Origin of the sequence: Vibrio sp. 14G-20 (assembly GCF_026241515.1) — a bacterium.
Lineage (GTDB): Bacteria > Pseudomonadota > Gammaproteobacteria > Enterobacterales > Vibrionaceae > Vibrio.
Genome location: NZ_JAPHPW010000002.1, coordinates 194,071 through 207,807, shown reverse-complemented (window position 1 = coordinate 207,807; position 13,737 = coordinate 194,071). Strand labels below are relative to the sequence as shown.

The following is a 13,737-nucleotide window of genomic DNA, read 5'->3' as shown; positions in this document are numbered from 1 at the left end:
AACAAAATAGCGAGTTTTAAAACAAAAGAAGGAGCATTTGCTCCCTCTTACTGAATTAAAACTTAGTTTAACTTGTTAAGCGTTGGGTATTCCGAGTTCTTGATGTCATCAATGCTCTTAACGAACGGCTTCAAGTTTTGGAAAGTGGTTGGCAGCGTAGAGATTGCTTTTTTAGCTTCTAAGCGCGTTGCGTAGTCTCCGTAAAGTACGGTGAACCACTTAGTGCCATTAACCATTTTGTAGTTTTCCCAAACTGGTTGAGAAGTCGTAGGTAGCATTTTCACGAAAGAATCGACTTTACTTTGGCTGCCCACAGCAACAACTTGAACCGTGTAACCAAATCGCTGGTTCATGTCTTGTTGTTTCTGAGTTGGGCCTGTCACTGTCGCAACTGGCTTAGTTCTCGTTGTTTGAGTCACTTTTTGTTCAACAGACTCTGTCTTAACAACGTTAACAACATTTTCTTCAACAACGCTTGTTTGCTGAGATTGAGATACAACTGGAGCTTCAACTTTGGCCGTTTTGTACTCTTCTTGATAACTATCTGAAGTGACATTGGTAACGTAGTCGTCAGATACACATGCAGCCAAGAGCAGTGGCAAAGTCACAATCGCAAATTTTTTCATGGAAAGCTCAATATCCTTAATAATAATTACTATAAATCATGCCGATACGTCGGTTTAGAATCAAGTTCACTTTGAGATTATACACTATTAGCGGGTGACCTATTTCACAAACTTTATGCAGTGTTTGCTTATTCATCTGAATTCGGTGAATTTGCCATCAACCCGCAAGCGAAAAGTAAGTTACGATGAACTTACGTGCATTGCTAGGATATGTCTATGAATCATCTTGATCCTCTACTTAAACCCCGTTCAATCGCTGTTGTTGGTGCTTCTCAACGAGAAACGCGCGCAGGATATATTGTTATGAACAATTTGTTGCATGGGGATTTTAAAGGTGCGGTGATGCCGGTTACGCCGAAATATGATTCGGTGGCAGGCGTACTCTCTTACAAGAACATTTTGTCGTTACCGATTGTTCCTGATCTCGCAATCTTGTGTACCAATGCGACACGCAATGTAACCATTTTCGAAGAGCTGGCTGAGAAAGGTATAGCCTCTGTGATTGTGCTTTCTTCCGACATGCAGCAAGAAAGCGATAATGGTGAGACGTATGATGAACGATGCCTAGCGATTGCCAAAAAGCACAACATTCGAATGTTGGGTTCAAATAGTTTGGGGGTAATTGTCCCTTGGTTAAATTTGAACGCCTCATTCTCTCCTGTGACAGCATTACCCGGTAAGATCGCCTTTGTTTCTCAGTCGGCAGCTGTGTGTACCACGATTCTCGATTGGGCTAATGACAAGGAGATCGGTTTCTCTGCGTTTATCTCTATAGGTAATGGTAGCGATATCGAATTCTCGGAGTTATTGGATTATCTTAGTACCGACTCTCACACCGAAGCGATATTGCTTTATGTAGACAGTATTACTGATGCGAGGCGCTTTATTTCTGCAGCGCGTGCGGCATCGCGCAATCGACGAATTTTGGTGTTGAAAGGCGGACGAACCGCGAAAGGCAGAGCTGCTGCAATAGCACACACTGGCGGTGCCGACACATTAGATATTATTTACGACTCTGCAATTCGACGCAGCGGCATGCTACGAGTTAAGAACTTACATGAACTGTTTGCTGCGGTAGAAACACTGACTCATTCAGTCCCCTTGCGTGGCGAGCGTTTAGCTATTGTTACCAACGGTGGCGGCCCTGCGATTATGGCGGTGGATACCCTATTTGACCGTGGTGGTAAGCTCGCAGAGTTTTCAGAAGAGACACTTGATAAATTGAATAAGGTGTTGCCATTGAGTTGGTCTCATAACAACCCTATCGATATTGTTGGTGATGCCGGTGATCAGCGTTATATCGACACCATAAACATTTTACTCGATGGCGATGAAGCGGATGCAATTCTTATCATGCATAGTCCGTCAGCGATAGCGCATTCCGCTAAAACGGCTGAGCGAATTATTGAAGCCATTAAAAAGCACCCTCGCCACAAGCGATTTAACATCCTGACGAATTGGTCTGGTGAGTTAACAGCAAGGCCTGCGCGAAAGCTGTTTACCGAAGCGGGTTTCCCAACTTATCGCACCCCTGAAAGTTCAGTGGTCGCGTTCATGCACTTAGTCGAGTACAGACGTAACCAACGTCAGTTAATGGAAACGCCGACTACGGCAGAAAAAGTACACATTGAAGATCTAGCAGATGCAAAAAATTGGATAGAACGTCAACTACTGGATAAAGATACAGTTAGCCTTGATACTCACCAAAATAGCCAGTTTTTTAAGAGCTTCAATCTCGATGTACTGCCGACTTGGATTGCTTCTGACCCAAGCGAAGCGGTACACATAGCCGAAACGATTGGTTATCCCGTCGCAGTAAAATTACGTTCGCCGGATATTGCACACAAGTCGGACGTACAAGGCGTTATGCTGAATTTACGAAACAGCAGTGAAGTGGCCAATGCTGCTCAAGCAATTCTCGATCGCTCTCAATTATCTTTCCCTACAGCGCACATCCATGGCTTGTTAATTCAAGGTATGGCGAAGTTGGCGGGCGGCCAAGAGTTGCGTATTAAGGTCACAACAGACGAAACCTTTGGCCCCATCATTTTACTTGGACAAGGTGGTTCGGAGTGGGATGAATCGATAGATGCTGCCGCTGCTTTCCCACCGCTCAACATGACACTGGCGCGTTACTTGATTATTCGAGCGATAAAAAGTGGCAAGATTCGCCTTCAAAAGCTCCCTAATCCTATTGATATAGAAGGTCTTTCTGAACTATTGGTACGTATATCACAGATGGTCGTCGATTGCCCTGAAATACATGACCTAGATATCCATCCAGTACTGGCCAACGGAGACAAGTTCACAATATTAGATGCCGATATCATATTGAAAGCTTACGAAGGGGATCCACAAGAAAGGTTGGCGATTCGCCCTTATCCCGTAGAGCTTGAGGAACGTATCCAGCTAAAAGACGGAACCGAAGTGCTGTTACGCCCTATTCTACCCGAAGATGAACCGCTTCATGCAGACTTCATTAATCGTGTATCTAAGGAAGATCTCTATAAACGTTTCTTTAGTGATGTAGGTGAATTCAATCATGAGGCGTTGGCGAATTTCACTCAGATTGATTTCGATAGAGAAATTGCTTTTGTGGTAGTTCGCGAGGAACAAGGCGTTCCAGCGATCATCGGTGTGTCTCGTGCACTGATTAACCCAGAAAACACAGATGCAGAGTTTGCGATACTGATACGCTCTGATCTAAAAGGTGTCGGATTAGGTCGTATTCTATTGACTAAGGTTATCGACTATTGCCGGGCGAAGCAGACCAATCAGATGTCGGGTATGACAATGCCAACCAATAGAGGGATGCTGACACTAGCTCAAAAGCTCGGTTTTAAGCTAGATATCAGTTTTGAAGATGGCACGGCAGATATGGTTCTGCCGCTACTTGAGTGACCATGTCTTTTTTAGGTGTTGAATGCACCAAGATTTGGCGTCGCCCATTTTGTTGCGTCGCCAAGCCATCACTATATCGATAGGTTGCGGTTCTGTTCCCGAAATCTGCTGTAGAACGCCAGATTCGATCAGTGGTTTAGCGATAGCACTCGGCAAAGTGCCAATCCCTAACCCCGTCGTTAGAGCTTCTACTTTTGCGGGGAAGCTCGTTACTGTTAAGCGCGGTTGTTTCTCTAGAATATTGATACTTAATGCCGGTTGGTCACGGGCAGTATCCGCAATTGCGATCACCCTGTAACTTTCTCTCGCCTTTTGATCGAATTCACCAGAACGTTTATGAACATAGTGGTTTGCCGCCGCGACCCATACCATTTCTATTTTACCAATCACGTCACTTTTAATATCGTTTGGAATTGTATCGAGCTTAGGGCATACCAATAAATCGGCACGACCATCTGTGAGAGATTCCCAACAACCAGCTAGGATCTCTTCTTGTAAACGAACACGTGTCTTACTAATTTTGCCTAGTTCATCAACAAGTGGAAAGAAGTTGGCAATTGGGATGATGCCATCGAAGGCGATGGTCAAATCAAGCTCCCAACCATTGGCTAGAATACTCGCATCATTAACGAGTTGTTCAGTGGCACCAAGAATGATCCTACCTTGCTCTAATATTAACTGCCCCGCCTCTGTGAAATTTGCACGGTGGCCTGAGCGGTCGAAAATCATGATATCCAAGTCTTGTTCTAACTTCTGGATTTGATAACTCAATGAAGAAGGTGCTCGGTCCATTTCATTCGCTGCGGCCGCAAAACTCCCACGGCGATCGATGGCATCCAGTATATGTAGTGCTTCAAGTGTTATTGGGCTATGCATCAGTATCCAACTTTATAAATGAGAGGTTAATCACAAAAATTGAAGTATTCACCAGCTAAATGGAACGTTTAAAGCTTTTAAAATACAACGAGTTATACGGTTAAAACAGGTTTAGACTGACGAAATTGAAAATAAATTCAAATGCAAATAATAGTAATTATCATTTAGATCCAATATTATCTTTCGCAAATCAAGATAATACTATGGAATTAAGGTAACTATCAGATGTATAAGCAATCCCTACTCTCTGCTTCAATCGTTTTAGCGCTTTCATCAACCTCAGCCTTTGCTGAAGATTATGCCCTATTTGACGAGGTTGTTGTATCTTCGACTCGTACTAATCAACAACTTGAAGATGTTGCTGCGTCGGTAACTGTGATTAACGATAAAGATATCGAAAAGAACATGGTAACGGATGTAGAAGACTTATTTAAGTACACGCCAGGGGTCACGGTAACTACGAATTCTCGTCAAGGGATTCAAGGTATTAATATTCGAGGCATGGAAGGTAATCGAGTTAAGGTTATCGTTGATGGCGTCTCACAAACTAGCCAGTTCACTCCAAGCGGTACTCAGTCATATAACTTTATCAACTCTTCACGTGTTGATGTTGATACGGATATGTTGAAGTCTGTAGAAATTGTTAAGGGTGCGGCCTCTTCTTTATACGGTTCAGATGCAATTGGTGGTATCGCTGCATTCGAAACAAAAGATCCAAGTGACTTCTTGAAAGGTAGAGATTTCGGTGGCCATGCCAAATTCAACTACTCTTCTTCTGATAATACATTTAGTGAGTCTGTTGCCTTAGCTAATCGTATCGGCGATCTTGAAACTCTAGTTGCTTATACTCGCAGAGATGGTGAACAAATTGACAACTTCGGTACGCCTGACGAGCAAGAAACTCAGAACAATAATTTGTTGGTTAAGCTTCAATATCAATTGAACGAACAACACCGTTTAGAGTTTTCCGGTAACTTCATTGAGAATTCTGGTGATACCGATTTAAATAGTGCAAGTTACACCGACTACACTGGCGAAGACTCAACTAGCCAACAGCAAATTGGTATCAAACATATTTGGGATGCCAACCTAGCGTTTGCTGATCGCGTTACTTGGCAGGCTGATTGGTTGAGTAAAGAAGAAAACGGTATAACGAATCGTACATCTAACGGCGGCAGCATATTCTTACCACCTGCAGGTAATGTTCAGAAAAAAGATTATATTTACGAAGATGAAGGTTATCAGTTTGACGTGCAATTCGATAAGTTCTTCATGACGGGTAACGTAGAAAACTACTTTATTTATGGCGCTTCATACTCTGACAAAGATATTAAAAACGTTAATAATGAATATAACTCTATCAATGCAGACCAAGTTATTTTCTATATCCCTGCCGCATCTGAAACAAAATATGGATTCTTTGCTCAGAATGAAATGACGATCGGAAATTGGATGATTACTCCGGGCGTTCGCTTTGATGGTTTTGAAACAGATCCAGGTGATACAAGCCAAAACCCAAGTGGTAACCCTGCAGAAGACTATGCTAAATACTCTGATTCAGCGGTAACGGGACGTTTGGGTACAACATATACTCTAAATGATGAGAATAAGATCTTCGGTCAAATCAGCCAAGGCTTTAGAGCACCAGATTTCCAAGAACTTTATTATTCATTTGGTAACCCAGCGCACGGCTACGTAAATGCTCCTAACCCAGATTTAGAAGCGGAAGAAAGTATTTCATACGAGCTTGGCTGGCGCCACAACACTAATCACTCATCAAGTGAAATCGCTATCTTCTACAGCGACTATGATAACTTTATTGATACTCAACCTGTTAGTGGTTCTGGCTCTCCTATGGATCCGACAGTCTATAAGAATATCAACATTGATGAAGCTGTCATCAAAGGTATTGAAGCTTCAAACACGTTATCTTGGAATCGCTTCATGCCAGTACAAGGTGTGAGTACTCGTGTTGCAGCTACGTACACGGAAGGCGAAGACGGTGAAGGTAACCCTCTTAACAGCGTGAACCCTTGGAACGCTGTAGTTGGATTTAACTATGATGCTCCTTCAGCATTATGGGGTACATCACTTAACATCAGTTATACTGCTGGTAAGAAGTCTAGTGATATCAATAGTGTTGGTTTATCTGATGAAATTTTACCAACTGATTCAGCAACAGTGGTCGATCTAACCGCATACTACTTGCCAATGAAGGACCTTACACTTAGAGCTGGTCTTTTCAACGTTACGGATGAAGAGTACTACTCGTGGAATGACGTTCGCGGTTTCTCACAAGAAGATAAAGATTACACGCAAGCTGGTCGTAACTGGTCTGTGACTGCTAAATACGAATTCTAATTCGTTAAAAACCTGAATTGCAGAGACTAAAAAGCCAGCTAAATGCTGGCTTTTTTTATTTCACTAAAAATTGTATAAAAAAGGAATAAGTGAAATTACGTCTTACTTCTCTGCCATTTCTTTCTTAACCATTACTGCAGCAGCAATGATGAAAGTGATGATTAGGCCTAGTTCCATGATTAACTCCAAAGAAAATTAACATTAAACATATAATTCGCGAGCATAATAACACAACCGATACGGAATGATACTTTTTAACCACCAATTTACTTTTTATTCGATTAAGATCAAAAAAGATGCCCTAAAGCATCTTTTTGTAAGTTAATCATTCATGAAATAACTATATCAACCAGGGAAACCATCAGGGTTCGTTGACTGCCAGCGCCATGTATCTTCAGTCATTTCAGTCAGTGTACGTGTCGCATTCCAACCAAGTTCTTTCTGAGCTTTAGCAGGATCTGCCCAACATTCAGCGATGTCACCCGGACGACGCTCGACTAGCTTATAAGGGATATCTTTACCGCTCGCTTTCTCAAACGCTTTAACCATATCCAATACACTTGAACCGTTACCAGTGCCAAGGTTATAGATATGAAGACCGTCTTTACGCCCTACTTTCTCAAGCGCTGCGATGTGGCCATCAGACAGATCCATTACGTGGATATAATCACGAACGCCTGTGCCGTCTTTTGTTGGATAATCGCTGCCAAATACAGAAAGAAATTCACGGCGACCTACTGCTACTTGAGATACAAATGGCATTAGGTTATTTGGTATACCTTGTGGGTCTTCACCCAGCTCACCGCTTGGATGAGAGCCTACAGGGTTAAAGTAACGAAGTAGTGTGATGCTCCAATCTGGATTGGCTTTTTGGAAATCGGTTAAGCACTCTTCAACCATTAGCTTACTACGACCATATGGGTTGGTTGCGCTTGTTGGGAAGTCTTCGGTAATTGGCACACTCGCAGGATCGCCGTATACCGTCGCTGAAGAGCTAAATACTAATGTTTTTACACCAGCATCACGCATTGCATCAACAAGAACTAAAGTACCGTTTACGTTGTTGTCGTAGTATTCAAGAGGCTTTTCCACAGATTCTCCGACGGCTTTCAGACCAGCAAAGTGGATAACCGCTTCGATGTTGTGTTGCTTCATGGTTTCAGTCAAAAGCGCTTTATCACGAACGTCACCCTCAATGAAGTTGGGGCGAACGCCGGATACTTTTTCGATACGTTCTAGAACGCTTGGCTTGCTGTTGTACAAGCTATCAAAAAGTACAGGTTTCATACCTGCGTTGATCATCTGGATACTTGTATGGCTACCAATGTAACCCATGCCACCTGTAACTAAAACATTCATGCTTAGCAGACCTTTAAATTAAAATTATTCAACCTATCACTTATGATACAACAACTTAGGGTTGGCTCACAAACACTGGAGCCTATTTACCCTTACGAGAGAACACAAACTGACCTTTTCCTTTGCGTTTCGCTTGGTACATCGCTTCATCAGCAACTTTTAAAATCACGTCAATATCTCGCTCTGGGCCATCAACTAAATGGATACCTAAACTCGCTCCAACATGAAGTAAACGTTGTTTATAATTCACTTCTTGCCCAATCAGACCCAGCAATCGCTCGGCTAACTTAGCTAACAAGACTTTGTTTGTCTGTTTAATAATAAGAACAAATTCATCACCCGACAAACGTGCAACCAAATCTCCCGCTCTTACCTGAGATAACAACCGGTTTGACACTTGTTTAAGGATTTCGTCACCTGCATCGTGCCCATAGTTGTCATTCACTTCTTTGAAGCCATCCAAATCCAAATAGATAACCGCAAAGTGCTGATTAGAATAGTGGCTCGATGTGACAATATCATCTATGACCTTATACAGCTGCGCTCTATTTGCTAGCCCGGTTAATGCATCGTGATGAGCTAAGTGTTCGAGTCTTTCCATCTCTTTGACGTTTGATAAATCAGACAGCGTTAATACCATATCAAACTCGTCTTTCTCACTGTCTGAGGCAACTCGATTCACTTTGACAAACATAGGAATTAACGTGCCGGACGCGCTCTTCTCCCAAACTTCGCCTTGCCATTGCCCATAGTTGTCTAACGAATTGCGAATTGTCGGCAGAAGTGATGAAAATTGTTGCCAAGAAAATACTTCAAATGGTGTTTTGCCCACCAGCAGATCGGCGTGATAACCGAGAAGTTGTGTGATAGCTGGGTTAACCATAGTTATCACATTGGACGAGTTCAGCACGATTAAACCGTCTTTACTGTTTTCGAAAACACCCGCTGCAATACGCTGACGACTCATGGCCGTTTCTATGTCTGTGACATCTTGGATTGCATAAAGAATACGACCATGTTTTGTCAAAGAACGGCTGCTCACACGAAGCCAGCGTTTTGATTGAAAGAGATCGGTGGTTTCCAGTAATTCGTCATTGAGTTCAATATTGGCATCAATAACATCTTGTAAGAAACTCGTTTGCTTGGTTGCGATCAACTCTTGGATTAACAAATTCTCAAGAAAGGCTTCTGAGCATTTAAAAATATCCCGAGTAGCTGCGTTCGCATGAACGATGAGCCCTTTTTCATCCACCACCAACAACGAGTGCTGAACGGTTTCAATGACCTCATTTGCAAACGATTTTTCTTCTTGTAACTTGTCCAACGTAAAATTGATTTGGTTGTCGCGATGTTGAAGTCTATCGAGCATGGTATTGAAAGCTCGAACCAGATCACCGATTTCATCCCGGTTCGTTGCGACCAATTTAGGCTGTTTGGAACGACGTTCAACAAAGGCTTGCATCGCCTCATTGAGGTTAAACATCGGTTCGATAATCAAGCGTTGGACCATTTTGACTAGCACTGCGCCTAAGATCACCAGAAACAACAGGTAGACGGCCGCAACCTTGAAAATAGTCGTTGAGATCGAATGAAACGCTTCTTTCGATATTGTGACTCTTAAATTCGCGATCACAACGCCATCCAGCTTCACAGGAACGAGTAAAAAGATGAAATGCTCAGAGATGGCAAATTGATGCGCCGCAATATCGTCTAATTCATCTGCGTTTGGCCTTGGAACCAGAGTGTTACTCACCTGATAGCTAGCAAAAAGCTGTTCGTTAATGTCATAGAGTTTCACTCTAACAATATCTTTATCTGCAACGAATGCTGACAAGATTTCCTGAGCCGATGACTTGTCTTCGAATAGGATTGCGGCTTGTAGGTTATAAGCAACACCTTGTGCTAGCACTTTAACACGCTGAATCAGGCTCTCTTTTTCTCTTTCAAACGTGACAGTGTAATTTATTGATTGAATCGTAACAAAAGTGACTACGATGAAGATGATAATGGGTAATACCATCTTGTTTTTAATCGATATGTTATTAATGAAAGGCAACATTATTGGCCCTCCACTATAGCGATTCGTAACAGGTTTGCGCCAATGACGTAGTCACCGCGCCTAGCGTTATCTAGGTTGATCTTAGCTTTGAGCTTATTATCGATGTTCGTTAGCTCAATGACTCCACCTAGGTCTGTAAAATTAGGGATGTCACTGATTGTCACAGTGTGTGGGGAGTGCTCTTGGCTACGAAATTGATCATTTTCATGATCAGATAAATATGTAATATCACACTTAGAAGTATTCGACTGTTGAACTTGGATTACGAGTGAACGAATAGATTTCCCCTCTGTAATTGACGTTAACACTTGGCTTACCTTTTTATCGCCAATCACACAAAAGTTCACAGTGTTCATTGAACTTTCATCGTCCCAACGAATAAAATTCGCAATTCTAAAAAGGTACATCGCTTTAATTTCATAAGGCTTGATGCTAGCCGCTGAGGTATTCAAAGGCACAATAAGCATAATTAAAGCGGCAAAACCTAGTTTAGATAAGCTGAGCTTAACGCGGTGCTTAAGCCATTTAGAATTCATTAGAGACCCTCATATACACCAACGACGGAATGTCAGTGAGTTTTTGTGTCACTTTCCAAACCGTTACCATTTCGACACCTAACATAGACAATTCTCCAAGGCCCATCGACATGAACTGGTCTAGAGATTTTTCTTGAGCAGAGACAAAAACAGGTGTCGTTAATGCTAGTCCTAAGCAAACCTGGCGGGATATCATGTGCTCACCTAATATACAGATAGATATTAATCCTTTAATCAATAGTTCAACTATATATGAAATGCCATACTGGTAAATCTACGGTGTCGAAAGTTTGAGTTAGGTCACTGTTTATTTATGGTATTTATAAGACCGTCATTACTTACCTCAACGTAAAGGATTAGCACCACGTGACAACGAAGATTTTGCTTAATTGCGACATGGGAGAAAGTTTCGGCAATTGGAAGATGGGCGATGACGAGTCGGTCATGGAATGGGTCGATATGGCAAACATCGCTTGTGGCTTTCACGCGTCTGACCCGCACGTTATGTCCAAGACGATAAAACTGGCACAGCATTATCACACCCAAATTGGTGCCCATCCCGGTTATCAAGATCTCGTTGGGTTTGGTCGCCGTTCTATTCCACATACCATGGACGAGATCAGTGAACTGGTGTGCTATCAAGTCGGTGCATTACAAGCCCTTTGCCGCTATCACCACACCTCTGTTGGCTATGTGAAACCTCATGGCGCCCTTTACAACGATATGATGGCGAACATTGATGTGTTTAATGCAGTAGCCCAAGCCGTCGCTGAATTTAACATCCCCTTGATGATTCTCTCTTCATCAGACAATCAACAGTATTTGGATATTGCAGACGATCATGATTTGCCTCTCTTGTTTGAAGCGTTTGCCGACCGTGCCTATTTGAACAACGGACATTTAGCACCACGTACTCAAAAAGGCTCGGTTTACGTCAATCAAGACGATATCTATAACCAAGTCATGCAAATCATTAACTATGGCTCGGTTACGACTTTAGAGGGTGAAAGACTGCCTATTGAAGCTGATACTATCTGTGTTCATGGGGATAACCCTCAATCCATCGCATTAATTAGAAAAATCAGACAAGACCTCAACGCTTTTAACTAGTATGAAGCGTTTGATTGGCATGAAGCGTGTAATTGGTATGACGCATGGTCTAATCGCTCGCCCAATCGAGTACCTAATCAATCGCTCCTAAGATCTAATTGTTTTGTATTGGCTTGGACACGGAAGTGAGACACGACAAGTAAGCTAATAAAAGGAAAGATAACAAACGTATGGAAACGAAATGACGACGAATCAGATTGAATTCAATATAGCGCCAGTCGCGGAATGTAGCGTTTTGGTGACGTTGACGCTATCGCCTTCAAATAATCAATCTAGCGCCGAATATGCGCAGTACATGGCTCACTTTTCCGATGCCATTCGCCAAAATTTAGCATCGGTGCTGATGAATGTGACGCCGGCTTACCAAACTATATTGGTCGACTACCTCCCTTATCGAATATCAGAACAACAGCTCATAGAACAACTCCATAATTTGTTGAATCACGCTCTATCGTCCTTTTCTAGTGTTAGTAAAACTCGTAATACGATTGAACTTCCTGCCTATTACTCACCAGAAACGGCGCTCGACTTAGTCAGGTATCAAGACAAAGGCGTGAATTTGGACGATATTATTCAATATCATACCTCACAGACATATAGCGTCAGTGCGATTGGGTTTACACCTGGCTTTGCGTTTATGTCTGATGTAGTTAATGAACTTGCTTTGCCCCGTCACTCCACACCTCGCTTAAATGTACCCAAAGGCAGTATCGCTATCGCGGACACGAAAACGGCTGTGTACCCTTCGGATTCACCGGGCGGTTGGAATATTATTGGCAATTGCCCGCTTCCGTTGTTCGATCATAGCCAATTGAAGAACGCCGATATCACTCAAAGACCATTGTCTCTGCTTAATGTTGGTGACACAGTCCGTTTTATCGCGATTTCAAGACAAGAATTTGTAGAGCTTACGTTTATGGAGATTAGTGGAGGTATCATAAATGGCTAAGACAAAAGCTAAACCAACACTAACAGTGATTAAGCCAGGCCCGTTGAGTTTGATTCAAGACTTTGGGCGATTTGGTGTTGCTCATCTTGGATTAACGCAAGGTGGACCGGTTGATGATTACTCTTATAGCTGGGCTAATCATCTATTGGGCAATCCAGTAAACCAAGCGGCGTTGGAAATCACGCTTGGGCAATGCGCGTTACGAATCGATTTTGATTGTGAAATGGCACTATGCGGGGGTGATTTACAAGCGAAACTCGATGGTAAACCACAGGCTAACTGGCGCACTTTTCAAGCATTTAAAGGGCAAGTTCTCTCATTTGGTTTACCTAAAAATGGTCTAAGGGCGTATTTAGCCATTAAGGGCGGATTCGATGCTCCATCAACTCTTGATAGTTGTTCTACCGTGACTCGTGAAAAGATTGGTGGATTAATGCAAGATGGAGAGCCATGCCAGCAAGGGCAGCAAATAGCTTTTACCCAACATCAACTATCACGTCCATTTAAAGCGTTGAGTGTCACCTTCCGATACACGCCTGATTACAACCTACCAGTGAACCTACGAGTGATCGAAGGCTATCAAAGCGAGCTATTCTCAGAGGCAGCAAAAGAGACTTTGTATAACGCGCAGTATCACGTTGACCAAAACTCTAATCGCATGGGTTATCGACTCAGTGGCAACCCCGTCGCCTCGCCTGACATTTCGCTGTTGTCAGAAGGCATTGCTTTAGGTGCAATTCAAATCCCCCAAGATGGGCAACCTATCGTGTTGCTTAATGACAGACAGACCATTGGTGGCTATCCGAAGATTGGATGTGTCGCCAGAATCGATTTACCGCGCTTAGCACAAGCCAAACCGGGGCATGCAGTCGCGTTTAGTAAAGGCGATCGCTTAGGTTTACAAGATGTTTGGTGCCAATGGGCTCAATTTTTCGGCTACTAGTCTTTGCTAATTGCTAT

Annotated in this window: 11 protein-coding genes; 5 read left to right on the top strand and 6 right to left on the bottom strand. The window is 42.8% G+C overall.

What is annotated here, in order from left to right; translation table 11 throughout:
- Window positions 1–62: 62 nt before the first annotated feature.
- Window positions 63–626 carry an SPOR domain-containing protein gene (locus OQJ75_RS02480; RefSeq protein ID WP_265970704.1) on the bottom strand — a complete coding sequence of 188 codons (564 nt, stop codon included), beginning with the start codon at window positions 624–626 and terminating at the stop codon, window positions 63–65.
- A gap of 216 nt (window positions 627–842) precedes the next feature.
- Between OQJ75_RS02480 and OQJ75_RS02475 the strand changes: the two genes are divergently transcribed.
- A complete protein-coding gene (locus OQJ75_RS02475; RefSeq protein ID WP_265970705.1) occupies window positions 843–3,527 on the top strand; it encodes a bifunctional acetate--CoA ligase family protein/GNAT family N-acetyltransferase in 2,685 nt (894 codons plus the stop codon).
- Here the strand turns inward: OQJ75_RS02475 and OQJ75_RS02470 are convergent.
- On the bottom strand, window positions 3,516–4,403 hold the full coding sequence (locus tag OQJ75_RS02470) for a LysR family transcriptional regulator (RefSeq protein WP_265970706.1): 888 nt from the start codon (window positions 4,401–4,403) through the stop codon (window positions 3,516–3,518). The genes OQJ75_RS02475 and OQJ75_RS02470 overlap by 12 nt on opposite strands.
- Window positions 4,404–4,628: 225 nt before the next feature.
- Here OQJ75_RS02470 and OQJ75_RS02465 point away from each other — a divergent pair, with 225 nt between their 5' ends.
- Entirely contained in the window at window positions 4,629–6,764 is a 2,136-nt protein-coding gene (locus OQJ75_RS02465; RefSeq protein ID WP_265970707.1) for a TonB-dependent hemoglobin/transferrin/lactoferrin family receptor, read from the top strand.
- 345 nt (window positions 6,765–7,109) lie between these two features.
- Here the strand turns inward: OQJ75_RS02465 and galE are convergent, their stop codons facing one another.
- The 4 genes from galE to OQJ75_RS02445 form a co-directional block, all read right to left on the bottom strand.
- Window positions 7,110–8,123: a UDP-glucose 4-epimerase GalE gene (gene galE / locus OQJ75_RS02460; protein WP_248376308.1), complete on the bottom strand. Its 1,014-nt coding sequence runs from the start codon at window positions 8,121–8,123 to the stop codon at window positions 7,110–7,112.
- A gap of 82 nt (window positions 8,124–8,205) precedes the next feature.
- Entirely contained in the window at window positions 8,206–10,182 is a 1,977-nt protein-coding gene (locus tag OQJ75_RS02455; RefSeq protein ID WP_265970708.1) for a diguanylate cyclase, read from the bottom strand.
- The gene (locus tag OQJ75_RS02450; protein ID WP_265970709.1) at window positions 10,182–10,718 is read right to left on the bottom strand and encodes a YfiR family protein; all 537 of its coding nucleotides are present in this window, start codon (window positions 10,716–10,718) and stop codon (window positions 10,182–10,184) included. The genes OQJ75_RS02455 and OQJ75_RS02450 overlap by 1 nt, the downstream gene beginning before the upstream one ends.
- Entirely contained in the window at window positions 10,708–10,914 is a 207-nt protein-coding gene (locus OQJ75_RS02445; RefSeq protein WP_248391239.1) for a hypothetical protein, read from the bottom strand. Before OQJ75_RS02445 ends, OQJ75_RS02450 begins: the two co-directional genes overlap by 11 nt.
- Window positions 10,915–11,084: 170 nt before the next feature.
- Between OQJ75_RS02445 and OQJ75_RS02440 the strand changes: the two genes are divergently transcribed.
- From OQJ75_RS02440 to OQJ75_RS02430, 3 genes are all read left to right on the top strand, one after another.
- On the top strand, window positions 11,085–11,828 hold the full coding sequence (locus OQJ75_RS02440) for a 5-oxoprolinase subunit PxpA (protein ID WP_265970710.1): 744 nt from the start codon (window positions 11,085–11,087) through the stop codon (window positions 11,826–11,828).
- Window positions 11,829–12,009: 181 nt separating this feature from the next.
- Window positions 12,010–12,777, top strand: coding sequence for a 5-oxoprolinase subunit B family protein (locus tag OQJ75_RS02435; RefSeq protein ID WP_260811707.1), 768 nt, complete (start codon window positions 12,010–12,012; stop codon window positions 12,775–12,777).
- On the top strand, window positions 12,770–13,720 hold the full coding sequence (locus OQJ75_RS02430; protein ID WP_248376301.1) for a biotin-dependent carboxyltransferase family protein: 951 nt from the start codon (window positions 12,770–12,772) through the stop codon (window positions 13,718–13,720). The genes OQJ75_RS02435 and OQJ75_RS02430 overlap by 8 nt, the downstream gene beginning before the upstream one ends.
- The last annotated feature ends 17 nt before the right edge of the window (window positions 13,721–13,737 follow it).

Excerpts from the sequence above, each read along its gene's own strand:
- OQJ75_RS02480 (WP_265970704.1), bottom strand. The coding sequence starts at position 626 with ATGAAAAAATTTGCGATTGTGACTTTGCCACTGCTCTTGGCTGCATGT.
- OQJ75_RS02475 (WP_265970705.1), top strand. The coding sequence starts at position 843 with ATGAATCATCTTGATCCTCTACTTAAACCCCGTTCAATCGCTGTTGTT.
- OQJ75_RS02470 (WP_265970706.1), bottom strand. The coding sequence starts at position 4,403 with ATGCATAGCCCAATAACACTTGAAGCACTACATATACTGGATGCCATC.
- OQJ75_RS02465 (WP_265970707.1), top strand. The coding sequence starts at position 4,629 with ATGTATAAGCAATCCCTACTCTCTGCTTCAATCGTTTTAGCGCTTTCA.
- galE (WP_248376308.1), bottom strand. The coding sequence starts at position 8,123 with ATGAATGTTTTAGTTACAGGTGGCATGGGTTACATTGGTAGCCATACA.
- OQJ75_RS02455 (WP_265970708.1), bottom strand. The coding sequence starts at position 10,182 with ATGTTGCCTTTCATTAATAACATATCGATTAAAAACAAGATGGTATTA.
- OQJ75_RS02450 (WP_265970709.1), bottom strand. The coding sequence starts at position 10,718 with ATGAATTCTAAATGGCTTAAGCACCGCGTTAAGCTCAGCTTATCTAAA.
- OQJ75_RS02445 (WP_248391239.1), bottom strand. The coding sequence starts at position 10,914 with ATGATATCCCGCCAGGTTTGCTTAGGACTAGCATTAACGACACCTGTT.
- OQJ75_RS02435 (WP_260811707.1), top strand. The coding sequence starts at position 12,010 with ATGACGACGAATCAGATTGAATTCAATATAGCGCCAGTCGCGGAATGT.
- OQJ75_RS02430 (WP_248376301.1), top strand. The coding sequence starts at position 12,770 with ATGGCTAAGACAAAAGCTAAACCAACACTAACAGTGATTAAGCCAGGC.